Annotated in this window: 25 protein-coding genes; 16 read left to right on the top strand and 9 right to left on the bottom strand. The window is 72.2% G+C overall.

Going from position 1 to position 25,508, the window contains the following annotated elements; all coding sequences use genetic code 11:
* The first annotated feature begins 133 nt into the window (after positions 1 to 133).
* The 6 genes from ACWIF2_RS09490 (at position 134) to ACWIF2_RS09465 (ending at position 6,260) form a co-directional block, all read left to right on the top strand.
* Entirely contained in the window at positions 134 to 559 is a 426-nt protein-coding gene (locus tag ACWIF2_RS09490; RefSeq protein ID WP_454359549.1) for a hypothetical protein, read from the top strand.
* An 83-nt stretch (positions 560 to 642) separates the two neighbouring features.
* Positions 643 to 1,224 (top strand): carbonic anhydrase, encoded by a 582-nt coding sequence (locus tag ACWIF2_RS09485; protein ID WP_454359548.1) that lies wholly within the window; start codon positions 643 to 645, stop codon positions 1,222 to 1,224.
* 8 nt (positions 1,225 to 1,232) lie between these two features.
* Positions 1,233 to 2,732, top strand: coding sequence for a SulP family inorganic anion transporter (locus tag ACWIF2_RS09480; RefSeq protein ID WP_454359547.1), 1,500 nt, complete (start codon positions 1,233 to 1,235; stop codon positions 2,730 to 2,732).
* A 195-nt stretch (positions 2,733 to 2,927) separates the two neighbouring features.
* Entirely contained in the window at positions 2,928 to 3,833 is a 906-nt protein-coding gene (locus tag ACWIF2_RS09475; protein WP_454359546.1) for a slipin family protein, read from the top strand.
* 90 nt (positions 3,834 to 3,923) lie between these two features.
* Positions 3,924 to 5,306, top strand: coding sequence for a PhoX family protein (locus ACWIF2_RS09470; protein WP_454359545.1), 1,383 nt, complete (start codon positions 3,924 to 3,926; stop codon positions 5,304 to 5,306).
* Positions 5,307 to 5,390: 84 nt separating this feature from the next.
* Positions 5,391 to 6,260 (top strand): PPK2 family polyphosphate kinase, encoded by an 870-nt coding sequence (locus tag ACWIF2_RS09465; RefSeq protein WP_454359544.1) that lies wholly within the window; start codon positions 5,391 to 5,393, stop codon positions 6,258 to 6,260.
* A gap of 9 nt (positions 6,261 to 6,269) precedes the next feature.
* Here the strand turns inward: ACWIF2_RS09465 and ACWIF2_RS09460 are convergent, their stop codons facing one another.
* Both ACWIF2_RS09460 and ACWIF2_RS09455 read right to left on the bottom strand, forming a co-directional pair.
* On the bottom strand, positions 6,270 to 6,758 hold the full coding sequence (locus ACWIF2_RS09460; protein WP_454359543.1) for an SRPBCC family protein: 489 nt from the start codon (positions 6,756 to 6,758) through the stop codon (positions 6,270 to 6,272).
* Positions 6,755 to 7,138 (bottom strand): ArsR/SmtB family transcription factor, encoded by a 384-nt coding sequence (locus tag ACWIF2_RS09455; RefSeq protein WP_454359542.1) that lies wholly within the window; start codon positions 7,136 to 7,138, stop codon positions 6,755 to 6,757. Before ACWIF2_RS09455 ends, ACWIF2_RS09460 begins: the two co-directional genes overlap by 4 nt.
* Positions 7,139 to 7,224: 86 nt before the next feature.
* Here ACWIF2_RS09455 and ACWIF2_RS09450 point away from each other — a divergent pair, with 86 nt between their 5' ends.
* The 4 genes from ACWIF2_RS09450 (at position 7,225) to ACWIF2_RS09435 (ending at position 10,611) form a co-directional block, all read left to right on the top strand.
* Positions 7,225 to 8,742 carry an FAD-dependent oxidoreductase gene (locus ACWIF2_RS09450; RefSeq protein ID WP_454359541.1) on the top strand — a complete coding sequence of 506 codons (1,518 nt, stop codon included), beginning with the start codon at positions 7,225 to 7,227 and terminating at the stop codon, positions 8,740 to 8,742.
* Positions 8,743 to 8,804: 62 nt separating this feature from the next.
* Positions 8,805 to 9,638: a polysaccharide deacetylase family protein gene (locus tag ACWIF2_RS09445; RefSeq protein WP_454359540.1), complete on the top strand. Its 834-nt coding sequence runs from the start codon at positions 8,805 to 8,807 to the stop codon at positions 9,636 to 9,638.
* Between the two features lie 18 nt (positions 9,639 to 9,656).
* Positions 9,657 to 9,836, top strand: a complete 180-nt coding sequence (locus ACWIF2_RS09440) for a hypothetical protein (RefSeq protein ID WP_454359539.1) — start codon at positions 9,657 to 9,659, stop codon at positions 9,834 to 9,836.
* A 34-nt stretch (positions 9,837 to 9,870) separates the two neighbouring features.
* Entirely contained in the window at positions 9,871 to 10,611 is a 741-nt protein-coding gene (locus ACWIF2_RS09435) for a peptidyl-tRNA hydrolase (RefSeq protein WP_454359538.1), read from the top strand.
* An 11-nt stretch (positions 10,612 to 10,622) separates the two neighbouring features.
* Here the strand turns inward: ACWIF2_RS09435 and ACWIF2_RS09430 are convergent, their stop codons facing one another.
* Positions 10,623 to 10,988, bottom strand: coding sequence for a darcynin family protein (locus ACWIF2_RS09430; protein ID WP_454359537.1), 366 nt, complete (start codon positions 10,986 to 10,988; stop codon positions 10,623 to 10,625).
* A 116-nt stretch (positions 10,989 to 11,104) separates the two neighbouring features.
* Here ACWIF2_RS09430 and ACWIF2_RS09425 point away from each other — a divergent pair, with 116 nt between their 5' ends.
* Positions 11,105 to 12,037 (top strand): LysR family transcriptional regulator, encoded by a 933-nt coding sequence (locus ACWIF2_RS09425; protein ID WP_454359536.1) that lies wholly within the window; start codon positions 11,105 to 11,107, stop codon positions 12,035 to 12,037.
* A gap of 111 nt (positions 12,038 to 12,148) precedes the next feature.
* The gene (locus tag ACWIF2_RS09420; RefSeq protein WP_454359535.1) at positions 12,149 to 12,598 is read left to right on the top strand and encodes a DUF7144 family membrane protein; all 450 of its coding nucleotides are present in this window, start codon (positions 12,149 to 12,151) and stop codon (positions 12,596 to 12,598) included.
* Positions 12,599 to 12,610: 12 nt separating this feature from the next.
* Here ACWIF2_RS09420 and ACWIF2_RS09415 read toward each other — a convergent pair whose 3' ends face one another.
* Positions 12,611 to 13,105, bottom strand: coding sequence for a potassium channel family protein (locus tag ACWIF2_RS09415; RefSeq protein ID WP_454359594.1), 495 nt, complete (start codon positions 13,103 to 13,105; stop codon positions 12,611 to 12,613).
* A 240-nt stretch (positions 13,106 to 13,345) separates the two neighbouring features.
* Between ACWIF2_RS09415 and ACWIF2_RS09410 the strand changes: the two genes are divergently transcribed.
* Complete coding sequence (locus ACWIF2_RS09410) at positions 13,346 to 14,956, top strand: DUF692 domain-containing protein (RefSeq protein ID WP_454359534.1); 1,611 nt, start codon at positions 13,346 to 13,348, stop codon at positions 14,954 to 14,956.
* Between the two features lie 27 nt (positions 14,957 to 14,983).
* On the opposite strand, the gene ACWIF2_RS09405 is transcribed toward ACWIF2_RS09410, so the two are convergent.
* The 3 genes from ACWIF2_RS09405 to ACWIF2_RS09395 are packed head-to-tail and all read right to left on the bottom strand — an operon-like array spanning position 14,984 to position 19,548.
* Complete coding sequence (locus ACWIF2_RS09405) at positions 14,984 to 16,453, bottom strand: APC family permease (protein ID WP_454359533.1); 1,470 nt, start codon at positions 16,451 to 16,453, stop codon at positions 14,984 to 14,986.
* The gene (locus ACWIF2_RS09400; protein WP_454359532.1) at positions 16,450 to 18,021 is read right to left on the bottom strand and encodes a GMC family oxidoreductase; all 1,572 of its coding nucleotides are present in this window, start codon (positions 18,019 to 18,021) and stop codon (positions 16,450 to 16,452) included. The genes ACWIF2_RS09405 and ACWIF2_RS09400 overlap by 4 nt, the downstream gene beginning before the upstream one ends.
* 60 nt (positions 18,022 to 18,081) lie before the next feature.
* Complete coding sequence (locus ACWIF2_RS09395; protein WP_454359531.1) at positions 18,082 to 19,548, bottom strand: aldehyde dehydrogenase family protein; 1,467 nt, start codon at positions 19,546 to 19,548, stop codon at positions 18,082 to 18,084.
* 384 nt (positions 19,549 to 19,932) lie between these two features.
* Between ACWIF2_RS09395 and ACWIF2_RS09390 the strand changes: the two genes are divergently transcribed.
* From ACWIF2_RS09390 to ACWIF2_RS09380, 3 genes are all read left to right on the top strand, one after another.
* Complete coding sequence (locus ACWIF2_RS09390) at positions 19,933 to 20,652, top strand: DUF4142 domain-containing protein (RefSeq protein WP_454359530.1); 720 nt, start codon at positions 19,933 to 19,935, stop codon at positions 20,650 to 20,652.
* A gap of 86 nt (positions 20,653 to 20,738) precedes the next feature.
* Positions 20,739 to 21,536, top strand: a complete 798-nt coding sequence (locus ACWIF2_RS09385; RefSeq protein ID WP_454359529.1) for a TIGR04222 domain-containing membrane protein — start codon at positions 20,739 to 20,741, stop codon at positions 21,534 to 21,536.
* 87 nt (positions 21,537 to 21,623) lie between these two features.
* Positions 21,624 to 23,237 (top strand): alpha/beta hydrolase, encoded by a 1,614-nt coding sequence (locus ACWIF2_RS09380; protein WP_454359528.1) that lies wholly within the window; start codon positions 21,624 to 21,626, stop codon positions 23,235 to 23,237.
* On the opposite strand, the gene hemQ is transcribed toward ACWIF2_RS09380, so the two are convergent.
* Positions 23,238 to 23,969: a hydrogen peroxide-dependent heme synthase gene (gene hemQ / locus ACWIF2_RS09375; protein ID WP_454359527.1), complete on the bottom strand. Its 732-nt coding sequence runs from the start codon at positions 23,967 to 23,969 to the stop codon at positions 23,238 to 23,240. It lies immediately after the preceding gene.
* A gap of 4 nt (positions 23,970 to 23,973) precedes the next feature.
* On the bottom strand, positions 23,974 to 25,437 hold the full coding sequence (gene hemG / locus ACWIF2_RS09370) for a protoporphyrinogen oxidase (protein WP_454359526.1): 1,464 nt from the start codon (positions 25,435 to 25,437) through the stop codon (positions 23,974 to 23,976).
* Positions 25,438 to 25,508 lie beyond the last annotated feature (71 nt).

Below are 25,508 nucleotides of genomic sequence, written 5' to 3'. Positions count from 1 at the left end.
TTTTCAGGCTCTCTTCAGCTTGAAACGTTAAGTTAACCCTGCAAATGACTTTGCAGGGTTAACGTGTTTCTTGACCAGTCATTGACCAAGTGTTGGTCAGCGCTAGACGTGTCAATCACCTGAAGGGGGGCGCATGTACCGAGGTACGACGGCACGGACCGTGGTTTCGATCCTCGCCGCCGTCCTGCTCGCCCTTCAGTTCTTCGCACCGACGGCGTCCTTCGCATCCGCGCACACACCCCGTAAAGCCGAGGCCAAGGCCCAGCCCGGAACTGAACCCTCCGGCCAGTCCTCGCGCCCCGGAATCAAGTTCTCCGGGAAGGCGCTGCGCGACGAGATCGCCACCTGCCGCGCCGGGCACCACGGGGACCCGACCGGTCCCCTGCGGACCCGCGACCGGTTCCACGCCGACTCCGCGCCCTGTGCGCCGGAGCGGACCCTGCTGCGGCACATCCAGCCGGCAGCACCGGACCAGGTCAGAGCCGGCGCCGCACATCATCGCGCGTCGAGATCCTCGACGTCGCACACACCGGCAGCGCTTCAGGTCTTCCGCTGCTGAGGAACAGAGTCGTTCCTTCCCCCACCTCTGTCATGCCCGTCCGACGCGCTCCCCACCGCGCGCCAGGAGGAATCACCACACTCATGCAACCCCTCATCGACAACGCCCGCACGCACGGACAGCGCCCTGAGGAGTTCGCCCGCCTCGCCGAGGGCCAGTCCCCCGACGTCCTGTTCATCACCTGCTCCGACTCCAGGGTCGTACCGGCCCTGATCACGGGCGCCCGGCCCGGCGAGCTCTTCGAGCTGCGCACCGCGGGCAACGTAGTTCCCCCCTACGCCTTCGGACACCCCACCTCCGAGGCGGCCACGATCGAGTACGCCGTGGAAGTCCTCGGCGTCAAGGAGATCGTGGTCTGCGGCCACTCGCACTGCGGCGCCGTCGGCGCGGTGGTGCGGGGCGACGACCTCACCGGCGTACCCGCCGTGCGGGACTGGCTCGCGCACGCCTGCGACGAGCCCAAGTGCGCGGACCCGACCGACAAGACGGTCACCGAAGCCGTGCAGAACCACGTCCTGACCCAGGTGGAGCGGCTGCGCTCCTACCCGTGCGTGGAGAGCCGTCTGACGGACGGCCGGCTCCGGCTGCACGCCTGGTTCTACGAAGTGCACACCGGCGCCGTGCGGGACCACCGCGCGGACACCGACTCCTTCGAGAAGCTGTGAGGGGCGCCATGACCAAGTTCCCCTACCTGAGGCAGGACTTCACCGCCTCACTCGTCGTGTTCCTGGTCGCGCTCCCGCTGTGCGTGGGCGTGGCCGTCGCCTCCGGTGTCCCGGCCGAACTCGGCCTGATCACCGGCATCGTGGGCGGCCTCGTCACCGGATTCCTGCCGGGCAGCAGCCTCCAGGTGTCCGGGCCCGCCGCCGGTCTGACCGTGCTGGTCTTCGAGGCCGTCGACACCTACGGGCTGCCCGCGCTCGGTGTGATCGTGCTGGCCACCGGTCTGCTGCAGCTCATCATGGGCGCGCTGAAGTTCGGCCGCTGGTTCCGCGCGATATCCGTCTCGGTCGTCGAGGGCATGCTGGCCGGAATCGGTCTGGTGCTCATCGCCGGTCAGCTGTATGCGACGGCCGGACTGAAGGCGCCCGCCTCCGGCATCGACAAGATCCTGGGTCTGCCCGGAGCCGCCGCCGACGCGCTGGGCAGCACCAAGGCGCTCACCTCGCTCGCACTCGGCGCGGCCACCATCGCGGTGATGGTGCTGTGGAAGAAGCTGCCGAAGCAGGCGCAGGCCGTTCCGGGCGCGCTCGCCGCGGTGATCCTGGCGATCGCGGCCACGGCCGCGTTCAACCTGCCGGTCGCCACCGTCGAGGTGAAGGGCCTGCTGGACTCCATCCAGCCGCCCGGCCTCGACACCTTCGGCGGCGTGGGAGTCGGCATCATCGGCACGATCATCGCCTTCACCCTGATCGCCTCCGCCGAGAGCCTCTTCAGCGCCGCCGCGGTGGACCGGCTGCACGACGGACCGCGCACCCAGTACGACAAGGAGCTCATGGCGCAGGGCGCGGGCAACACGCTCTGCGGCGTGCTCGGCGCGCTGCCGATGACCGCGGTCATCGTCCGCAGCTCGGCCAACGTCAGCGCGGGCGCCAAGACCAAGGCCTCCCGGGTGATGCACGGCGTGTGGCTGCTCCTCTTCGCCGCGCTCCTGCCGGCCACGCTGGCCCTGATCCCGCTGCCCGCACTCGCCGGCATCCTGGTCCACGCGGGCTTCAAGCTCATCCCGTTCCGCAAGATCGTGCCGCTGTGGCGCGAGCACCGGGGTGAGGCGGTCATCCTGGTCGCCACCGCCGTGTCGATCGTCGCGGTGAACATGTTCGAGGGCGTCCTGATCGGTCTGGCCCTGTCGGTCGTCAAGACCGCCTGGGAGGCCTCGCACATCAAGCTCGAGGTCATCGACAAGGGCGCCGGCCCCATCCAGGCGTACCTGTCGGGCAACGCGACGTTCCTGCGGCTGCCGAAGATCCTGGACAACCTGGAGAGCCTGCCGCAGGACCGCCCGGTCGAGCTGGACCTCTCGGGTCTGCACCACCTCGACCACGCCTGCCGCACGGCCCTGGAGAGCTGGGCCGAGCGCCACAGCGCGTCGGGCACGGAGCCGGTGAAGGTCACGGAGCCCGAGCTGGAGTCCGAGCAGTCGAAAGAGGGCGAGAAGGTGACGGTGGCCTAGCGGCCCGCCGCACCACCGACGCCCCCGGCCCGGGACGCGCCCCCCAGCGCGCCCCGGGCCGTTCGCGTGTCCGCCGCGGAGCGGTGGAGACGGGTCGTGCGGTTCCCCGTGCCGCTGGGGCATGGCCCCGGACCTCGATCCCGGCATATCGTTGCAGAAGTAGCCGAAACGGGACCTCTGAACGGGGAGGTCGTCATGATCCAAGAGCTGGTCGCGGCGGTAGTGGCCGCCGGAGCCGCCGGTCTGGTCTATCTGGCCTCGGCGGCGCGGGTCGTCAAGCAGTACGAGCGCGGGCTCGTCTTCCGGCTCGGGCGCGTGCACGGGGACGTGCGCCGGCCCGGGTTCACCATGATCATTCCCGCGGTGGACCGGATGCGCAAAGTCAATCTGCAGATCGTGACGATGCCCATCCCCGCCCAGGAGGGCATCACCCGCGACAACGTCACCGTGCGGGTCGACGCGGTGGTGTACTTCAAGGTCGTGGACCCGGCCGCCGCGATCGTCAACGTCGAGGACTACCGCTTCGCCGTCTCCCAGATGGCGCAGACCTCCCTGCGCTCGATCATCGGCAAGAGCGAGCTGGACGATCTGCTGTCCAACCGGGAGAAGCTCAACCAGGGCCTGGAGCTGATGATCGACAGCCCGGCCGTGGAGTGGGGCGTGACCATCGACCGGGTGGAGATCAAGGACGTGTCCCTGCCGGACACGATGAAGCGCTCCATGGCCCGCCAGGCCGAGGCCGACCGGGAGCGGCGGGCCCGTCTGATCAACGCGGACGCCGAGTACCAGGCCTCCAAGAAGCTGGCCCAGGCCGCGCGCCAGATGTCCGACACGCCGTCCGCGCTCCAGCTCCGGCTGCTCCAGACCGTGATGGCCGTGGCGGCGGAGAAGAACTCCACGCTGGTGCTCCCCATCCCGGTGGAACTGCTGCGGTTCCTGGAACGGGGCCACGAGGAGGGCCGGCAGACCCAGACGCAGGCACAGACCCCCGAGCAGACACAGACACCCGAACAGACACAGGCCTCCCTCGACACTGCGGAGCACCCCCTCGACAAGACCGAACAGGCCATGGAAGAGCTGCGACGGGCGGTGGAGCAGTGACCCGCGCTACGCGCGTGGTTCACGCCGCCCGCACCAGGTGATAGACACAGCGGGATCACAGTTCCTGTCCGCCAGCAGGAAGGTTCCGCCATGACCGAAAACGGTCGTATCGCCACGCGACGTCAGGTGCTCGCCGGAACGGGCGCCCTGGGCATCGGGATCGGATTCTCCGGTGCCCTGTCCGAACTCTTCACCGGCACCGCCGCCGCACAGGGCCTCGGCCACCACGGCTACGGCCCGCTCGTCCCCGACCCGAAGGGCCTGCTCGACCTCCCGGAGGGCTTTCGCTACCGGGTCCTCTCCCGCGAGGGGGACCGGCTCCGTTCGGGTGAGGGCAAGGTCCCCTCCAACCACGACGGAATGTCGGCCTTCGCGGGCAAAGGCGGCCGGGTCCATCTGGTCCGCAATCACGAGAACCGCGCCGACGGCAGGGTCCCGGTCCCCACGATCGAGGGCCTCACCTACGACCCGGCCGGGAAGGGCGGCTGTACGGCCCTGACACTGGACGCCCGCAACAACGTCGTGTCGGAACGCGTCGCGATCGCCGGCACGGCGGTGAACTGCGCGGGCGGCCCCACCCCGTGGGGCACCTGGCTGACCTGTGAGGAGACCGAGGACAAGGCCGGCACCAACGGCTACACCAAGGACCACGGCTTCATCTTCGAGGTCGACCCGGTCGACCCGCGCCGCACCGGAGCCGTACCGCTGACCGCGATGGGCCGCTTCCAGCACGAGGCGATCGCCGTCGACCCCCGGCGGGGTGTCGTGTACGAGACGGAGGACGCCTTCGAGAAGCCCTTCGGTCTCTTCTACCGGTTCCTGCCGGAGAAGCCGCTGGGCGGCCGGGGTTCGCTGCGCGCGGGTGGCCGGCTCCAGGCCATGCGGGTGCCCGGTGTGCCCGACCTGTCCGCGATCCAGGACATCGGTGCCGAGTTCGACGGCATCGAATGGGTGGACGTACCGGACCCTCAGGCCGCACAGACGGCGATCCGTTTCCAGGACTTCGGCCGAGGTGGCATCACGCACGCGCAGAAGCTGGAGGGCTGCTACTGGGGCGGCCGTTCGGTGTACTTCGTGTCGTCGTTCGCCCGCCGCTCGGACGGTTCGACGGCCGACCACTTCGGGCAGGTCTGGCGCTACGACCCCGAGCGCCGCCGGCTGACCCTGGTGATCGTCTTCGGCCCGGACACCGACATCCAGCTGCCGGGAGAGTCGCCGGACAACATCTGCCTGGCGCCCAGCGGCGGCCTCATGGTCTGCGAGGACGGCAACGGCGCGCAACACGTCTACGGCGTGACCCGGCGCGGCGAGGTGTACGCGATGGCCCGCGGTCGCCAGAACATCGGGACCCCCGAGGAGCCCGAGTGGGGTGAGTTCGCCGGAGTGACCTTCTCCCCCGACGGCGACACGATGTACGTCAACTGCTACACACCCGGCACCACGTTCGCGGTGACGGGCCCCTGGCGCCGGTAGCCGCGGCCCGCTCCGGGCGGGGCACCGGGTGCGGAACCCGGCGCCCCGGCGGACGATCGGGTGACAGAACCGTAAGGGGGCCCGGTGGCGAAGAAGGACAAGAAGACGGGCGGCACCTCGCTGCGGGAGCGGCTGCGCCTCCCCGGCGGTGAGCCGGTCGATCTGTCGCGCCACAACGCCGCCGCCACCCCCGGCGGCCCGGACGGCAAGACGGCCGGCAAGGCCGCCACCGCCCGGATCGGCGAGCGCCTCGCCGTCCTCCAGGAGCGGCTGTGGGCGGCGAGCACCGCGGGCGACCGGCGCCGCGTCCTGCTGGTCCTCCAGGGCATGGACACCAGCGGCAAGGGCGGCACGGTCAAGCATGTGATCGGGCTGCTCAACCCGTCCGGATGCCGCATCACACCGTTCAAGGCGCCCACGGCCGAGGAGCGCGCCCACTCCTTCCTGTGGCGCGTGGAGAAGGCGCTCCCGCTCCCCGGCGAACTGGGCATCTTCGACCGCTCGCACTTCGAAGACGTCCTGATCGCCCGTGTCCGCGCCCTGGCGTCCGCCCCCGAGATCAACCGGCGCTACGAGCAGATCAACCGCTTCGAGAAGTCCCTCGCGGACGACGGCGTGACCCTGGTCAAGTGCTTCCTGCACCTCTCCTACGAGGAGCAGCGCCGCCGGCTGCTCAAACGCCTCGACGAGCCGGAGAAGCGCTGGAAGTTCGCCGCCTCCGACATCGACGACCGCTCCCTGTGGCCCGCGTACCAGGAGGCCTACGAGATCGCCATGGAGCGCTGCGGCACCTCGTACGCGCCCTGGTACCTGGTCCCGGCCGACCGCAAGTGGTACCGCAACTGGGCGGTCAGCACCCTGCTCCTGGAACATCTGGAGGAGCTGGATCCGCGGTATCCGGAGCCGGACCTCGACGTGGCGGAACTCCGGAAGCTGCTGCTTCGGCAGTCCTGATCCGGCCGGTCAGGCGGCCAGCAGCAGGGCGTCGATCTGGCCGACGGCCTCCTTCAGGCCCTCCTCCATGCCCATGGTGACCAGCTGCTCCATCTGCTCACGGGTGTCGAAGAGGGAGCGCATCTCCATCCGGGTGCCGCCGCCGCGCTCGGCGAGGGTCACCCGCACGGAGATGGTCGGCATGTCGTCCTTGGGCTTTCCGTCGTCGTCGGCGAAGCCGTCGGTGAACTCCAGGGCCGTCGGCGGGGTGACCGAGGAGATCCGCCACCAGCCGTGGTGCCGGTCGCCCTCCGGTCCGGTCATGAAGTACGTGACCTCTCCGCCGGGGGTCAGGTCGTGCTGTTCCACCGTTGCCGGGTAGGTCGGCGGTCCCCACCAGCGCTCCAGCTGCCGGGGGTCGGCCCACAGCCGCCACACGCGCTCGACGGGGGCGGCGAAGTCGGCGACCAGGGTGAGGGTGAGGTGGTCGAGGTCCTTGTCGACACTGGTGACACTCATCTCTCGGGTCCTTCCGTTGCGTCGTTCTCTTCGTTTTCTTCGGTTCCGGGGTCCTCGGCGAGCAGCCGGGCCATCCGGTCCACCCGCCCGCGCCATGCCGACTCGAGTTCGTCGAGGGCCTGGCGTGCGCGGCCCACCGCTTCGGGGTCCGTGCACACGAGCTGCTCCCGTCCGCTGCGCTGCTTGGTGACGAGACCCGCCCGCTCCAGCACGGCGACGTGCTTCTGCACGGCCGCGAAGCTCATCGGGTACGACTCGGCCAGCCGCGACACCGACAGCTCCCCGCGCACGCAGCGGCGCAGTATGTCCCGGCGCGTGGTGTCGGCCAGGGCGTGGAACAGCCGGTCCACCTTCTCGTCACTCAACTCATCTACAACCATTTGGTTGTACGTTAGCTCCGTCGGTCCGTCCTGTAAAGCGACACGCCGGCCCGCTGAAGCGGGCCCTCCGGGGTACTCGGCGACCCATGAGCGCGAAGGAGCAGGTCAGCAGCTCGTACTGGCTTCAGACGGCACCGGACGGCCGCTATCCGGCTCTGGCCGAGGACGTGGACGTCGACGTGGCGGTGATCGGCGCCGGGATCGCCGGACTGTGCACGGCGTGGGAGCTGGCGCGGGCCGGACGGAGCGTGGCAGTGCTGGAGGCCGGGCGGGTCGCGGCCGGGGTCACCGGCCACACCACCGCCAAGGTCACCGCCCTGCACACGCTGGTCTACGACAAGCTGCGGCGCACCCGCGGCCCCGAGGGCGCGCGGCTGTACGCCCGTTCCCAGTCCGAGGCGATCGAGCGCGCGGCCGGGATCGTCGAGGAACTAGGCATCGACTGCGAATGGGAGAGCCGGAGCGCCTACACCTACGCGTGCGACGCGGGCCGGGTGGACGAACTGCGCGCCGAGGCGCGGGCGGCCGCCGAGGCCGGGCTGCCCGCCTCGTTCGTGACGGAGACCGGGCTGCCCTTCCCGGTGGCGGGCGCGGTCCGGGTCACCGGGCAGGCCCAGTTCCACCCGCGCAGGTACCTGCTGGCCCTCGCCTCCGACCTGGCCGAACACGGCGGACGCATCTACGAGGACACCGCCGTCCTCGGCCTGGACGAGGGCGAGCCGTGCCGGCTGTCGACCACGACCGGGGCGACGGTCAGGGCCCGGGACGTCGTCGTCGCGACGCACTACCCGATCTTCGACCGGGCGCTGCTGTTCGCCCGGCTGTCGCCGCGCCGCGAGCTTGTCGTGGCCGGAACGATCCCCGCGGACCGGGACCCGGACGGCATGTTCATCACGCCCGACGAGGGCATCCGCTCGGTGCGCACGGCACCGCACGAGGGCGACCGGCGGCTGCTCATCGTCACCGGCGAGCACTTCACACCGGGCACCGGCGACCCGCGGGCCCGCTTCGAACACCTCACCGCCTGGGCCAGGGACCACTTCCCGGACCTGGACGTCACCCACCGCTGGGCCACTCAGGACATCGACCCCACGGACACCGTGCCGATGGTCGGCCCGCTGCACCCGGGTGCGCGGCACGCGTACGTGGCCACCGGCTTCGGCGGCTGGGGCATGAGCGGCGGCATGATGGCGGGCCGCCTCCTCACCGCGCGGATCATGGGCGAGGAGTGCGCGTGGAGCGGGCTGTACGACCCGCGGCGGCTGCGTCCGGCCGTGCGCGAGGCGCCGTCGTTCCTCAAGACGCAGGCCAAGGTCGCCGGGCACTTCGTGGGGGACCGGCTGCGGCCCGTGCCGCCCGTGGAGGCACTGCCGCCGGGCGAGGGCGCCGTGGTCCGCGCCGACGGCCACCGCCTCGCGGTCTACCGGGACGACGACGGCAGCCTGCACGCCGTCTCCGCCCGCTGCACCCACCTGGGCTGTCTGGTCGCCTTCAACGGCGCCGAGCGTGCCTGGGAGTGCCCCTGCCACGGCTCCCGCTTCGACACGGACGGCAAGGTGATCCAGGGCCCGGCGACCAAGCCGCTGGAGCAACGGGACATCTGACGGCCGGGTGACACCCGCGGTCGTCACGCATAAGGGCACGATTCCGCTCATATCTTCATACGGTGATCGCCCTTCTCCGCCGTGTCACCGCCGTGTGCGCCCTGAGCACGGCCCTCGCCGCCTGCGGTACCACCCAGCCCCCGCGAGCGGTCACCACGCCGGTGCCCGCACCACCGCCGAGGCACCCCACCCTCGCCCCCGGTCCGGCCGGCCTCACCCCCGTCTTCGAGCACGGTTCCCGCACCCGCGGCCGGACCGTCGCGCTGACCTTCGACGCCGACATGACCGCCGGGCAGGGGGCGCGGGCGGCGGCGGGCGAGCGGTTCGACCATCCCCGGCTGATCTCGACGCTGCGCGCGCTGAAGGTGCGGGCCACCGTGTTCATGACCGGGCGGTGGGCCGAGGAGTACCCGGACCAGGCCCGCTCCATCGGCCGGGACCCGCTCTTCGAGGTCGCCAACCACTCCTACAGCCACTACGCCTACACAGCGGACTGCCACGGCCTGCCGACCGTGCCCGAGGAGCGGAAGCGGTCGGACGTGGAGCGGGCGTACGCCGCGTTCCGCAGGGCCGGCGTACGGGATCCGCTGCCGTACTTCCGCTTCCCCGGTGGCTGTTACGACCGCCGGGCCCTGAAGGCCCTGACCCCGACCGGGGTGACCGCCGTGCAGTGGGACGTGGTCGGCGGTGACGCGTTCGAAACGGACCCGGACGTGATCGCCCGGCAGGTGCTGGACGGGGTGCGGCCCGGCTCGGTGGTGGTCCTGCACTGCACCCGCAGCGCCGCCCCGGCGACCGAACGAGCGGTACGCACGATCGTGCCCGAGCTGCGCCGCAGAGGCTTCCGGTTCGTGAAGGTGTCCGACCTGCTCGGGGCCGTGGGCGAGCGGCCCTGACCGGCCTACGCTGGAGGTATGAGCGAGGACGACTACTGCTTGATCGCCCCGGCCAGGCCACCCCTCGCCGAGGGCCCGCCGTACGCCGAGTGCGTGCTGTGCCGCGAGCCCACGGAGTACCCGGAGTCGTACAAGGGCATCACACTCTGCCCGGTCTGCGAGTGGCAGGAGGCACAGCGCACGGCCTGTTCGGGGTGACCCGCACGATCTTGCGGCTGGCACACTGGGCCGTGTGAGCGAACACCCGACGCCCGTGAGCGACAGCCCCTTCCGGTCCGAGCCCTCTGCGCGGGACACGGCGCCGCAGTTCGTGCTGCCGTTGGTCGTGCGGATCGAGCGGGCGGACCCGCCGGCGCGTACGGACGCGCTCCAGACGGCCGCGCTGGCCGTGCTGACGATTCTGGGCGACGAGCGGTCGGCCGGTGACGGTGAGTGGGCGCGGGCCATGCGGGACTGGCAGGACGCCCGGATCCGCAAGGTGGTGCGGCGGGCGCGCGGGGCCGAGTGGCGGCGGGCCGAGGCGCTGCCCGGCATCACGGTCACCGGCGAGTCGGCCCAGGTGCGGGTCTTCCCGCCCGTCCCGCTGGACGGCTGGCCCAAGGACCTGGCCCGGCTCCAGGTCTCCGGCACCGACCTGGACGACCCGGAGCCGCCGGTGGACGCGGACCCGGCCGCCCCCGTGCTGTGGGTGAACCCGCACCTCGGCATGACGGCAGGCAAGGCGATGGCCCAGGCGGGCCACGCCGCCCAGCTGGCCTGGTGGGAACTGACCGACGAGGAGCGGGCCGCCTGGCATGACGCGGGCTTCCCGCTCGCCGTACGGACGGCCGCCCCGGCCCGCTGGCCGGAACTGACGGACAGCGGGCTGCCGGTGGTCCGGGACGCGGGGTTCACGGAGATCGCCCCCGGCGCCACCTTCGCGGTGGAGGGGGTCGACCGGATCCGTGCCCTCGCGGGCGAGGGACGGCCGTAGAGCGGCGCGCGTCAGGTCGTGATGGTGGTCACGGCGTCGACGCCGTAGGTGCGCGCGTAGCCGTTCTCGGTGCCGACGAGAAGGTCGACGACCTCGAACCAGCGGTCCCAGAAGGGCGTCTCCCGCAGGGCGTCGACGAGGAGCTGGTAGGCGTGGTGGTCGTCCGCCTCCCAGACCCAGACGTCGGTGACGCGCGCGGAGTAGAACTCCGTGTCGTAGAAGCGTGACCGGACGCCTGTGGTCCTGGCCTTGACGACGGGGACGACCTCGGTGGCGAGGGCGTTCACGCGCTCCTGGGGGGTCATGGCGAGCCATTCGGGTGTGGTCTTGACGAGCATGAAAGCCGTCACGGGCACAGTGGTTTCCTCGGTGGACATCGTGGCTCCTTCGGTGGGTCGTCGAGCGGCTGACGTTCCTCATCCTCCGGAGGCCAACACCGTTGCCACAATGGGAACTTCAGCAAGGGATCATTGCCTGGAATGGAATTACTCTGGTGAACAGCACGGATCCGGTCATCGACGCGAACCTCGCCGTGGCCCTGCACGCCCTGCTCGACGAGCAGAGCGTCACCCGCGCCGCCGAACGCCTGCACACCTCCCCCGCGGCCATGAGCCGCACCCTCGCCCGTCTCCGCCGTGTCCTCCAGGACCCCCTGCTGGTCCGGGCGGGGCAGGCCATGGTCCCCACCCCCCGGGCCCAGGCGCTGCGTGACGAGGCCGCCGCGGTGGTGCACCGCCTCGGGGCACTGCTCGGGCCCGGCTCCGAGGCCGACCCCGCCGCCCTGCGCGGCACCTTCACCCTCCAGGCCTCCGACCTGGTGGCCGCGGCGCTGGCCCCCGGGCTGCTGGACCTGGCCCGGGAGGAGGCACCGGGCGTCTCGTTGCGGCTGCGCGCCGAGGAACTGGAGGCCGGGCCGGCCCTCCGCGACGGCCGGATCGACCTGGAGATCGGATCGATCGACCACGTCGATCCCGAGACCCAGGTCGAGGAACTGGTCACGCTGCGGATGGTGGCTGCGGTCCGGGACGGTCATCCCCTCACCCGGGAGGCCCTGACCCCGGACCGGCTCGCCGCCGCCGAGCACGTGGTGGTCAGCCGCCGCGGCCGGTTCACCGGGCCCCTGGACACCGCCCTGGCCGAGCGGAACCTCCGCCGGCGGGTCACCGCCGTGCTCCCCAGCCACCTGGCCGCGCTGCACCTCGCCGCCCGCGGCGACGCCGTCTGCCTCGTCCCCGCCGCGCTGCCCGGCGCCCCGCCGTCACCCCTGACCGAGGCCGCCGCCGCGCTCGGACTCGGCCTGCTCGACATCCCCATGCCGCTGCCGCCCCTGATCATCGGCATCGCCTGGCACCCCCGCCACGCCGCCGACGGAGCGCACCGCTGGCTCCGGGACGCGGTCCGCCGGACCCTTCGCCCGAGTCCCTGACGTCCCTCACGGTGCCGCGGGACGTCCACCCGTTCGGCGCAGCCGCGGGCGCGCCGGTCGCGGGCGGGTGCTCCAGTGGGGTTACGAGTCGGCCCGACCCAGGAGGCAGCCATGACCAGCGCAGCGCACCCTCCCCCCACCCCGCCAGCCTCCGACCGGACGCCCGGCGGCTCCGGCAGCGGCGATTCCTTGGCGGCCGGGGGTCTCACCCTCGGCGGCACCCTGATGGTCGTCTACGGCCTGTTCGCGGTGCTCCAGGGCATCGCGGCGATCGCGAACGACGAGGTGTACACGAGCTTCGGCGAGTACGTCTTCGCGTTCGACCTGACCGCCTGGGGCTGGATCCACCTGGTCGTCGGGGTGCTCGTGGTGCTGGCCGGGCTCGGCCTGTTCACCGGCGCCACCTGGGCTCGGGTCGCCGGCGCCTGCGTGGTCGGGCTGGCGCTGATCGCGAACTTCATCTGGCTGCCGTACCAGCCGTTCTGGTCGATCATCATGATCGTGACCGGTCTGTTCGTCCTGTGGTCGGTGTTCAACTACCGCTCCTCCAGCACGGCGTAGGCACCGGCCGGGTCAGTTCGGCGGCGGACGCCGGTCCCGGTCGGCGACCACCGTGTGCAGCCGACGGGTCAGCGCGGTGGCCGCCGCGGTGAGGAAGACGAACGTGTACAGGATCTGCAGGACGGTCACCATCCGGGCCTCCTGTCCGCTCGGCGTGATGTCGCCGTAGCCGACGGTCGCGAGCGTGACGACGGTGAAGTACAGCGCGTCGACGCGGGTGCTCAGACCGACGAACTGGCCCGGCTGCTGGGCGAGGGCGTAGTAGCCGGACGAGAAGACCAGCACGGCCAGGCACATGAGCAGCGAGATCATGAGGCCCGACCGGGCCTGCGGCTTCTCCAGCACCACGTCGCGCACATGACGCAGCAGCAGCGCGGCGACGAGCGTCAGGCACAGTGCGAACAGCGGCCAGCCCAGCCAAGGGCGGTCGGCGCCGAGCCCTTCGAGCGGCAGCAGGAAATAGGCCGTGCCGACGGCCAGGAGCAGGGCTCCTGCTCCGATCCGCAGCCGGCGGACACCGGCCGCCCCGGACTCCGGCTCCCTCTTCCGCGCGGGGCGCTGTGGCTGCTCGCTGCCTTCGGGCACAGTTCCGGTCTACGACGTATCAGGGGGTGGCGCGAGCCCGGTGCCTCCGTCGGTGAACCTCAAATGTTCCTCTGAAGGCGTCCCTGGCAGGGTTCGGGGCCGGGCGGCTGGGCCATACCCCCCTCACGTTCGAGGATCGGGCCGTGCGGAGGAGGGGGACGAATGGAGCGACTGGGGACGGGCATCGGATGGCGGCCGGAGATCGCGGACGCCGTGGAGCGCATGCCGGGGATCGACTGGGTCGAGGCGGTGGCCGAGAACGTCTGCCCCGGGCATCTGCCCGAATCGCTGCTGCGGCTGCGCGAACGCGGCATCACCGTGGTGCCGCACGGCGTCTCGCTGGGCCTCGGGGGCGCGGACCGGCCCGACGAGGACCGGCTGGCCGCGCTGGCCGAGCGGGTGGAGGCGCTCGGCTCGCCGCTGGTCACCGAGCACATCGCGTTCGTCCGGGCGGGCGGTGCGCTGACGGCGTCCCCGCGCCTGGAGGCGGGCCATCTGCTGCCCGTTCCCCGGACCCGGGACGCCCTCGACGTCCTCTGCGAGAACGTCCGCATCGCGCAGGAGTCACTGCCGGTGCCGCTGGCCGTCGAGAACATCGCCGCGCTGATCTCCTGGCCGGGCGAGGAGATGACGGAGGGCCAGTTCCTGTACGAGCTGGCCGACCGTACGGGGGTCCGTCTCCTCATCGACGTGGCCAACCTGCACACCAACCACGTCAACCGCGGCGAGGACCCCGCCAAGGCCCTCGCCGAGCTGCCCCTCGAGGCCATCGCCTACGTCCATGTCGCGGGCGGCTTCGAACGCGACGGCGTCTGGCACGACAGCCACGCCCACCCCGTCCCCCGGCCGGTCCTCGACATCCTGACCGACCTCGCCTCCCGCGTCTGCCCACCGGGCGTCCTCCTGGAACGTGACGAGAACTTCCCGGAACCGGCGGAACTGGAGCGGGAGCTGGGCGCGATCCGGCGGGCGTTGGAGACGGGTGCCGTCGAGCGCGTGAAGACGGAACTCCGCACGGCGGGTGACGTGGCTGCGCGACGGGAGGGGGCCGGGGGCACCGAAGCCGAGCCGCCGCCGGGGGCCGACGCCCGGCGACGGGGCAGCGAGACCCGGAACGCCCAGGGCGAACCACTCGCGGGTGGCAACGCCGGGCAGCGGGCCCAAGCGGCCCGGGACGCCGGCGGCGAGCCGCATGCGGGCGCCGAAGCCGAGCAGCTCGAGGGCGCCAGGGCCGGGCGGTGGGGCGATGGGGCCGCGGGCGCACAAGGCGAGCTGCTCGGCGGTGGCAGCGCCGGGAAGCGGGGCCGAGAGACCGGGGCGGTCGGGGCGACACGGGGCGCCTTCGACCTGCCCCACCCCGGTGCACGGGAGCGGGTGGGGCTCGCGCAGGCCGCGCTGTTGTCCGCGCTGGTCGCGGGGACGCCCGTGCCCGAGGGGTTCGACCGGGTACGGGTCGGCGTACAGGCGCGGGCGCTCGCCGCCAAGCGGGCGGATGTCGTGGGGAAGGTCGCGCCCGAGCTGCCGGTGATCCTCGGGGAGGACTACCGCACCGCCTTCCTCGGGTACGCCCAGACCCACCCGATGACCGACGGCTACCGACGCGACGCCCTCACCTTCGCCGAGCACCTGCTGTCCGCCGGGCGGCCCGGGGACGCGCAGGCGCGGCGGGAACTGCGGGAGTGGTGGCTGGAGCGGTCGGGCCCGGCTCCGCGCTCCCGGCGCCCGGCCCAGCGACTCGCTCGCGCCACCCGCAGGGTCCTGCTGCGGCGTTGAGGGAGCCCCACTCCAAGAAAGGAACCCCTAGAGCTGCTTCTCCGGTACCGCGTCGCCTGCCGGAGCGTCGCCCCGGCCGTAGTGGTGCGTCGTGAACATGTAGAGCAGGCCCGTCCCCAGCACCACGCCGCCGCACAGCAGGACGATCCAGTTCTCCCACCAGGACTTCTCCGGGGAGCGGGCCCAGCAGATGTTGATGATGGCGAGGATGCCGTAGACCAGCGCCGCGATGTTCACCGTGAGGCCCCAGCGGCCCAGGGTGAACTCGCCCGCCGGGCGCCAGCCCTTGAGCCGGGCGCGCAGCGCGGCGAGGACCACCATCTGGAACGAGCCGTAGATGCCGAGGATCGCGAACGAGACGATGTTGGTGAGGGCATCCTCGGAGAGCAGTGAGGCGAAGGCGATGATCAGCGGCACCGCCGCGGACACGAACAGCGCCCAGCTCGGCACCGCACGGGCGTGGACGAACTGCCGCAGCAGCCGGTGCCCGACGATCATCTCGTCACGGGCGTAGGAGTAGATGAGCCGCCCGGCCGCGGCCTGGAGGCTGATCGTGCAGGACAGGAAGGAGATCAGGACCACGGCCATCACCATCCGCGCCCCGGTCTCGCCCATCGCGTCGAACAGCACGTCCACCACCGGGTCGGCCTGCTCTCCCGAGATGATCGCGTTGAAGTCCGTGACCGACAGCAGCAGCGACATGCAGGTGAACGTGGCCGCCGAGCCGCCGATGTAGATGGTGCGTCGCATCGCGCGGGGGATGACCCGGCCCGGGTGGGCGACCTCCTCGGCGGTGTCGCCGCACGCCTCGAAGCCGTAGTACTGGTAGAGGCCGATGATGCCGGCTGCCAGGAACGCCGGCAGGTAGGAGCCGTCTCCCTCGACGCCGTAGGTGTCGAAGATGACGCCGAGGCCGTGGTGGCGGTGGGTGGCCAGCAGGTAGACGCCGACGACGAGGGCGCCGATGAGTTCGCCGGCGAAACCGATGAGCGCCGCCGTCGACAGTGCCTTGGTGCCCATGTAGTTGATGAGGATGGCGACGACGATGAGCACGGCGGTGCACAGCACGGTGGTGTGCACGGTGGCTCTGAAGCCGAAGAGGATGGCGATGTAGGGGCCGGCGCCGTAGGCGACGGAGGTGATGGTCACCAGCAGCGCCCACATGTACACCCAGCCGGTCATCCATGCCCAGCGCTTGCCCCACAGCCGCCGGGCCCAGGGGTAGACACCGCCCGCGATCGGGTACTGGGCGACGATCTCGCCGAAGATCAGCGCGACGAGGAACTGGCCGCAGCCAGCGATCAGGAACGCCCAGATCATCGGCGGTCCGCCGTCGGCGATCGCGATGCCGAAGAGGGTGTAGGTGCCCACCACCGGGGAGAGGTAGGTGAAGCCGAGGGCGAAGTTGGCCCAGGGGCTCATGTCCTTGCGGAACTCCGAGCCGGGCTCCCCTCCGGGGGTGCCGGCGGCCGGTGCGGGAGGCTGTGCGGCGCTCACTGTCCGGCCCTCCGTTCCGCGGCCGGGGTGCGGCCGCTGATCAGGTCGGCGGCGCGTTCGGCGGTGAGCAGGACGGTCACCATGGGGTTGATCGTGGGCATGGTCGGGAAGATCGACGCGTCGATGATCCGCACGCCCTCGACGCCGAGCAGTCTCAGCTCGGGGTCGCAGACGGCCAGCGGATCGTCCGGGGCGCCCATGCGGCAGGTGCCCGCGGGGTGGTAGACGGTGTGTGCCACGCGGCGGCCGTACTCCGACAGGTCGGCGTCGGAGACGACGTCCGGGCCGGGGGCGACCTCGCGGACGAGCCAGTCGCGCAGCGGGGCGGTGGCGGCGACCTCGCGGGCGATCTTCAGACCGTCCACGATGGTGCGCTCGTCGTGCCCCTCCGGGTCGGTGAAGTACCGGAAGTCCAGGGCGGGATGCTCGGCGGGGTCGGCGCTGCGCAGCCACATGCGGCCGGTGGACCGGGCACGCGGCACGTTCGGCGTCATGCACACCCCGTGCTGCGGCGCCGGGTAGCCCAGGCGTTCGGTGTTGACGGTGAACGGCACCTGGTAGAAGTGGAACATCAGGTCGGGGCGCGGCTGGCCCTTGTCGCGGCGCAGGAACAGGCCGGCGTCGGAGTCCATCGCGGAGTTGGGCGGCAGCGGGCCGTCGGTCTCCCAGACGATCACGGACTCGGGGTGGTCCAGCAGGTTCTCGCCGACGCCGGGCAGGTCGGCCCGTACGTCGATGCCCAGCTTGCGCAGGTCGTCGGCCGGGCCGATGCCGGAGAGCATCAGCAGACGCGGGGTGTCGACGGCTCCGGCGCACAGCAGGAGTTCGCGTTCGGCGCGCACGGTGGCGGGCTCCCCGTCGGCGCTGCGGACGGCGACCCGGGTCAGCCGTCCCGACTCGTCGGTGAGCAGCCGGTGTGCCCAGGTCTCCAGGAGGAGCGTGAGGTTGGGCCGGTCCATGACCGGGTGCACATAGGCCACGGAGGCGGAGGAGCGCAGATTGCCCTCCGGCTCGTAGGCCAGCGAGAAGAAGCCGGTGCCTTCGGCGAAGGGTTCGGCGTTGAAGTCGTCTACGACGGGGACGCCGAGGGCGCGGGTGGCCGCGGTGACGAAGTCCTTGGCGATGGGATTGCGGTCGCCCTCGGCCACCGGGACGATGTGGGTGCGCAGCCGGTCCCGGTAGGGGAGGATCGTCGCCGGGTCCCAGCCGGGGCAGCCGCGGGCCACCCAGTCGTCGAGGTCCTGCGGCAGCGGCAGGAAGCTGATCAGCGTGTTGTGGGAGGAGCAGCCGCCGAGCACACGGGCCCGTGAGTGCAGGATGTGCGAGTTGCCGCGGGGCTGTTCGACGGTGGTGTAGCCGTAGTCGAACTCCGAGCCGAGCAGGTTGATCCAGTTGCGCAGGCGCAGGATGCGCTCGTCGCCGACATCGCTGGGGCCGCCCTCGATGACGCAGACGCGGCAGTCGGGGTCCTCGCTCAGCCGGGCGGCGAGCACGCAGCCGGCGGTGCCGCCGCCGACGATGACGTAGTCGTAGGCGGACTCGGCGCCGTGCGCGGGTGTGGGGGCCATGCGGTGCCCTGCTTTCTTTGTCGTTCGGTGCGCCACGGGCGGGCGGTTGCTGCCGGAGGGTCAGCCCTTGAACCAGCCGGAGGGGGCGGGGGCGAGGTTCTGGTAGATGTGCTTGGCCTCCTGGTACTCGCGCAGCCCGGTGGGGCCCAGCTCGCGACCGACGCCGGAGCGGCCGAAGCCGCCCCACTCGGCCTGCGGCACATAGGGGTGGAAGTCGTTGATCCACACGGTGCCGTGCCGCAGCCGCTGCGCGACGCGCTGGGCGCGGCTCACGTCGGAGGTCCACACGCCACCTGCCAGGCCGTAGCGGGTGTCGTTGGCGAGTTCCACCGCCTCGTCCTCGGTGCGGAAGCGCTCGACGGTGACGACCGGGCCGAAGATCTCCTCCTGGACGATGCGCATGGACCGGTCGCAGTCGGCGAAGATCGTCGGCAGCAGGAAGAAGCCACGGCTCAGGGCGGGGTCGTCGGGGCGGACGCCGCCGGTGACCAGCCGGGCGCCCTCCTCCTTGCCGATGGCGATGTAGCCCTCGACCTTCTCACGGTGCTCGGCGGAGCTGAGCGGGCCGCTCTCGGTGCCCTCCTCCAGGCCGTTGCCGAGCCGGATCGCCCGGGCGCGGTCGGCGTAGGCGTCGACGAATCTGTCGTGCAGGGAGTCCTGGACGAGCAGGCGCGAACCGGCCGAGCAGACCTGCCCGGAGTGCAGGAAGGCGGCGTCCAGCGCGTAGTCGACGGCTGCGTCGAAGTCGGCGTCCGCGAAGACGATGTTGGGGTTCTTGCCGCCCAGTTCCAGGGCGATGTTCCGCGGCCCCTCGGCGGCGCTGGACATGATGGACCGTCCGGTGTTGAGGCCGCCGGTGAAGGACACCATGTCCACGTCGGGGTGGCTGGTCAGGGCCGCGCCGACGGTCGCCCCGGAACCCAGCACCAGGTTGGCGACGCCGGGCGGGGCGCCGGCCTCCTCGATGAGCCGGACCATGGCGATGGTGGTGAGCGGTGTGATCTCGCTGGGCTTGAGGACGAAGGTGTTTCCGGCGGCCAGCGCCGGAGCCACCTTCCAGGAGGCCTGGAGCAGCGGGTAGTTCCAGGGGGCGATGAGCGCGCACACGCCGATCGGCTGGTAGACGACGCGGCTGAGGACGTCGGGGCCGACGTCGACGACCCGGCCGCCGTCCTTGCCCGCGAGTTCGGCGAAGTAGCGGAAGGCGTTGGCCACGTCCTCCACGTCGATGCGGGCCTCGGCCAGCGTCTTGCCGGTGTCGAGGGTCTCAGTGCGGGCGATCTCCTCCTGGTCGCGCAGCAGCAGGTCGTGGACGCGCAGCAGCAGGTCGGCGCGGCGGCGGGTGGGGGCGTTCGCCCAGTCCTCCTCGGCGAAGGCACGCCGGGCGGCGCGTACGGCGCGGTCCACGTCGGCGGCGTCGGCCTCGTCGACGGTGGTGACGACGGAGGCGTCGTAGGGGTTGACCACCTCCCGCCGTCCACCGGCCGTGGCCTGTGTCCACTCGCCGTCGATGTACAGCTCACCCACCGCGGGGCCTCCTTCGCGTCCGGCCGGAGCCCGATCGGCTCGACGGTCAGCAACATGGCCCATCGGGAGGTCGGCGGCCACGGGGCACACCGCCGCGACGGCGTCCGGGCGGCCCAGAGGACCCGGGTGGGCTAGTCGCCCGGCCCCGCGGCTGCGCGCCCGAGTGTGCCGGGACTAACACCGGGGTCGTGTCCGCCGGAATCCGCGGGCCGATATAGGCCTGTTTGTATCTATAGGCACCCGGACGCGGCTCGTCCGATCGCCCTGTCCTGCCCCGATGCAACCATTTGCCCGTGTACGGCAGTTGACGTAGACCCCGCCGTATCATGGCGATTCCGCACCCGAAGCGCACTAGCGTGCGGTGCCGTACCAGGAGGCACCACCATGCGACCCCGACCCCCCGTCAAGGGCCGAGGCATCGTCAGCGGCACAGGGCTCATCGTCATGTGCCTCGCGGCGACGCTCGCCGCGCTGGTCTTCTCGCTCTGGCCGTACGACCGGCCGGGGACGGCGCCGGACGCGCTGAGCGCGCAGACGTTGCGGACGAGCTACGGCCCGCTGTCCTCACTCGACCAGGAGTTCCTCGTCAAGGCCCGGCTGGCCGGGCTGTGGGAGCCGTCCGCGGGGCGGCAGGCGCGGACCAAGGGGACCACCCCGGACGTGCGGGAGGCAGGCCGTCATCTGGTCGAGGGGCACCGGTTCCTGGACGAGCGGGTCCGCGGCGCCGCCGCCCAGCTGAACGTCACCCTGCCGGACACGCCCGACGACCAGCAGAGGCAGTGGCTGGCCACCCTGGACGAGGCACGGGGCGCGGAGTACGACCGGCGGTTCGCCACCGTGCTGCGGCTGGCGCAGGGCCAGTTGTTCCCGGTCGCCGCCCAGGTCCGCGCGAGCACCCGCAACTCCCTGGTGCGCGACCTCGCCGACGACGCCACCATGACCGTCCTCGACCACATCAAGGCCCTGGAGGCGACGGGCGACGTCGACTACGACGCCGTGGCCCGCGACATGGCCGCCGGCAGCACTCCCCCGGCCTCCGCCCCGACCCCGGCCCCGTCGCAGACGCTCCCGCCGCCCGCCTTCCGCCCACCGCCGGGACAGTGAAGCGGAACGTCACATACCGACAACACTCCGTCCGGATTGTGGATGAGGCATGGTGCTTTCGGGACCGTGTCACATACAAACAACATATGCTCTGGGTTCTTTTCCTGCTGACGGCCTGGGCCGTGGCGGGCACGGCGTGCACACGGCTGTGCCTGGCCGCGGTGCGCGCCGCGGCCGGCGACACGGACACCGGCCAGGTCCATGAACTCACGCTGTACGAGGCCGCGTTCCTCTCCGGCGGGCCCCGGCGGGTCGCCGACGTGACCCTCGTCGCCATGGCGCGTCAGCGGCGCCTGCTGCTGGCCCACACGGGCTGGGCGACCGTCGTCGATCCGCGCGGCCGGGACGCGATGGAGCGGTCGGTGATAGGGGCCATCGGCCCCGAGGGCCAGTCCCGGCTCGCCCCGGTGCGGGCCACCGCCGCCACGGCGGACGCGGTGCGCGGGATCGCCGACGGGCTGGTGCGCGCGGGCCTCGCGGTGCCCGACAGCGCCCGGACCACGGTCGCGGCGGGGGTCCGGCAGGTGCGCGTGGCGGCACTCGCCGTGCTCGGGCTCGGCGCCGCCGCACTGCTGGCGCCCGCCCCGCCGGACATGCCGCGCCATCTGATCGCCCTGTGGTTCGCCCTGCCGCTCACCCTGACCCTGAGCTGCCTCGCCGTCGCGCGCGTCGAGATCCACCCGTACTCGCGCTGGGCCTCCCCGGCCGGTCAGCGGCTGCTCGGCGCGCTGACCCGGAATGCGGACGGCACCGCCGACGACCGTACGTACCTCACCTCCGTGGCCGTACGCGGAGTGAGCGCGATAGGCGAACCCGATCTGCGCGCCGCTTTCGCGCACCGCGAGGCACACGGCGGACGGGCCGGGGGCGCACGGGAGCATTGACGCCGACACCGGCGGACGGTGCTTGCCTTCCACAACCTCCGCACCAAACATCCCTTTTGTCGCCACCGTGCACCGAAGGGATATCCGATGAGAGCCGCCGCCCTCCTCTACTCGGCAGCGGGGTCCTTGCTGTTGAGCGCCCTGACCGCGGCCCCGGACATCGAGGGCCGGTCCGCCGCGCCCGAGCCGTACGGCACCGCGGTGGCCGCCGCGCGCGCGAAGGCGTCCGGTGTCCGGTTCGGCCCGTGCGCCGACGCGCAGGACCTGCCGGGCGGCATGCGGTGCGGCACGGTGACCGTCCCACTGGACTACGCCCGGCCGAACGGCCGGCAGATCCGGCTCGCCGTCAGCCGGACCCGGGCCACCCAGAAGGACCCGAACAACAGCAAGCGCAAGGTCCCCCGGCAGGGCGCCCTGGTCTACAACCCCGGCGGGCCCGGGGCCACCGGCCTGTACTTCCCGGTCGTCGGAATGCTCCCCGAGTGGAAGCGCATCGCGGCCGCCTACGACCTCGTCGGCTACGCCCCGCGCGGCGTCGGCCGTTCCGCGCCGCTGTCCTGCCAGGACCCCGGGCAGTTCTTCAAGGCGCCCACCCAGGCGCAGACGTACCCCTCTGCGGCATTCAAGAGGGAGCGCGTCGCGGAGGCGAAGGCATACGCGCACGGCTGCGCCGAGCGGGCCGGCAGCGCACTGCGGCACTACCACTCGCTGAACAACGCCCGCGACCTCGACGTGCTGCGCGCCGCGCTCGGCGAGACGCGGCTGACGTTCCTGGGCTCGTCGTACGGCACCTACTTCGGGGCCGTGTACGCGACGCTGTTCCCCTCGCACGTACGGCGGATGGTGTTCGACTCGGTGGTCGATCCCGACCCGGCGGAGATCTGGTACCGCAACAACCTCGCCCAGTCAGCGGCGTTCGAAGGCCGCTGGCGCGACTTCCGGAGCTGGATCGCCCGGCACCACGGCGTGTACGGGCTGGGCAGGACCGCACGGGAGGTGCAGCGAGGCTACGCGCGGGCGAACGCGCGGCTGGCGGCCGAGCCGGCCGGCGGGAAGGTCGGGCCGGGGCAGTTGCAGGAGGCGTTCCTGCAGGCCGGGTACTACGACGACCAGTGGCCGCTCCTCGCGCACGCGCTCTCGGCGTACCTCAAGGGCGATCCCAAGCCGCTGGTGGAGCAGGCGAGCCGGTATCCGGAAGCGGCCGCCGAGGCGGAGAACACCCGCGCGGTGTACCTGGCCGTCGAGTGCAACGACGCCCCCTGGCCGACGGACTGGCGGGTGTGGGACCGGGACAACACCCGGCTCGCGCGGGTGGCGCCGTTCGAGACCTGGGACAACGTGTGGACGAACCTGCCGTGCGCCTACTGGCGGGGGCCGCGGCAACGGCCGCTCGACGTCGGCACCGCGCCGGGCGAGCTGCCGCCGACGCTGATCCTGGCCGCCGAGCGGGACGCGGCCACTCCGTACGACGGGGCCCTGGAACTCCGGCGCCGGCTCGCGGGCTCGGTCCTGGTGACGGAGCGGAACGCGGGCGCGCACGGCCTGGCGGGCGGTCCGAACGCCTGCGTCAACGGCCACCTGGAGGCGTATCTGCTGGAGGGCCGGCTGCCGGGGCGGCGCGCGCAGTGCGCACCGCACGCCGAGCCCGAGCCGCGGTCGACGGCCCCGGAGAAGCCCGGGGCCGAGCGACGGCTGCGCTGATCAGGCCAGACCGGCGACCAGTTCGGCCACGTCCTTGCGGCGGCCCGTGAAGAACGGGACCTCCTCGCGGACGTGCATACGGGCCTCGGAGGCGCGCAGGTGACGCATGAGGTCGACGATGCGGTAGAGCTCGTCGGCCTCGAAGGCGAGGAGCCACTCGTAGTCGCCGAGGGAGAACGAGGCGACGGTGTTGGCGCGCACGTCCGGGTAGCCGCGGGCCATCTTGCCGTGGTCGGCGAGCATGCGGCGGCGGTCCTCGTCGGGCAGCAGGTACCAGTCGTAGGAGCGCACGAAGGGGTATACGCTCACGTAGTTCCGGGGCGTCTCGTCGGCGAGGAACGCCGGGATGTGCGAGCGGTTGAACTCGGCGGGGCGGTGCAGCGCCATGTTCGACCACACCGGTGTGAGCGCCCGGCCCAGCTTCGTGCGGCGGAAGAGGTTGTACGCCTCCTGCAGCGCGTCGCTGGTCTCCGCGTGCCACCAGATCATGAGGTCGGCGTCGGCGCGCAGGCCCGAGACGTCGTACGTGCCGCGGACCGTCACGTCCTTCGCGGCGAGCTGGTCGAACAGCTCCTGGACCTCGTCGGCGTACCCGGCGCGGTCCTCGGGGAGGACGTCCTTCAGCTTGAAGACGGACCAGAGCGTGTAGCGGATGACCTCGTTGAGGTCCTTGGCCAGCTTGCCCTTGTTCGGGATCCTGCCGGTCTCGGGGGTGGAGGCGTCGTTGCTCATGTCCTCATTCTCCTGCTCCGCCGTGCAGGCTCTGCACCGGGTGGGCGGTGAGCTCCTCCACACCCCGCAGGTCCCCCTGGATCTGGTCGACGGCGGCATACGCGCTCGCGATGCAGGCCGGGATGCCGACGCCGTCGTACGGGGCGCCGCACACGGCGAGCCCGGGCAGTCCGGCGAGGTGCTCGCGGACGCGGGCCACGCGCGCGTGGTGCCCGACCGGGTACTGAGGCAGGCCGTCGTCCCAGCGGGTGACGCGGGTGGCGACGGGTGTGGCGTCCAGTCCGGTCGCCGCCTTCAGGTCGCGCCGGGAGACCTCCACGAGGTCGGTGTCGTCGCGGTCGAGGATCTCCGTCTCGCCGTACCGCCCGACGGAGGTGCGCAGGACGAGCAGGCCGGGGTTCTCCTCGGCGATCCAGCCCCATTTCCGCGAGGCGAAGGTGGAGGCCTTGATGGTGCGCCCGTCGACCGGCGGCACCAGGAAGCCGCTGCCCTCGGGCAGGGCCGCCTCGGCACGGCGGTAGGCGAGGGTGATCAGGGCCATGGAGGCGTACTCGACGGCGCCGAGCTCGGCGGCGGCCCCGGGGCTGTCGGCGCGCAGCAGGGCGGCGGCGGCCGGGGCGGGGACGGCGACGACCACCGCGTCCGCGTGCCACACGTGCACACCGGAGACGACCCGCCACCCGCCGTCCGCCGGGGTGCGGCGCAGCTCCGTCACCGGCGTCCCCGTCAGGATCTCGCCCCCGCGGGCCCGGACCGACTCGGCCACCGCGAGGGGCAGGGTGCCCACACCGCCCTGAAGGCCCATGAACACCGGGCCGGTCTGCCGGTCGGCGGCCGCCTTCGCCTGGATCTCGCGGACCCCCTCCGTCAGGGAGGTGTGGGCGCGGGCGGCCTGGAAGAGCTGGGGGACGGCCGAGCGCATCGAGATGCGGTAGGCGTCGCCCGCGTACACGCCGCCCAGCAGGGGCTCCACCAGGCGGTCGACGACCTCGCGGCCCAGGCGCTCCGCCACGTACTCCCCGACCGCCACGTCGTCGCCGACCTCGGTGCGGGGCAGCTCGGCGTCGCGCTCGATGCGGGCCAGGCCCTCGTCGGACAGCAGGCCGGACAGGGCGGCGGCGGTGCCGGGGACGCCCATCACATGTCCCTTGGGCATCGGGCGCAGTGCGCCCCGGGTCCAGATCAAGGCCGTGGCGGTGGCCGGGGGCTGGAGGCGGTCGGTGAGGCCCACCTCGCGCGCGAGCGCCACCGCCTCGGGGCGGCGGGCCAGCATCGACTCGGCGCCGAGGTCCACGCGCGCGCCCGCGATCTCCCCGGGCAGCAGCTTGCCGCCGACCCGGTCGGAGGCCTCCAGCACGGTCACCCGCGCCCCGTGCTCCAGCAGCCGGTGCGCGGCGGCCAGGCCCGCGATACCCGCCCCGATGACGATGACCTGTCCCGTGCCCGCACGGGCTTGAACTTCGCGCATGCCTCCAGCCTCTCAGACCGTTCCTATTCAGTGAGCAGGAGTGAGTGTTGGACCCATTCCTGGTCGCTGCG

It is taken from the genome of Streptomyces sp. NPDC055506 (genome assembly GCF_053643595.1).
This window is presented reverse-complemented; position numbering and strand designations above follow the sequence as displayed.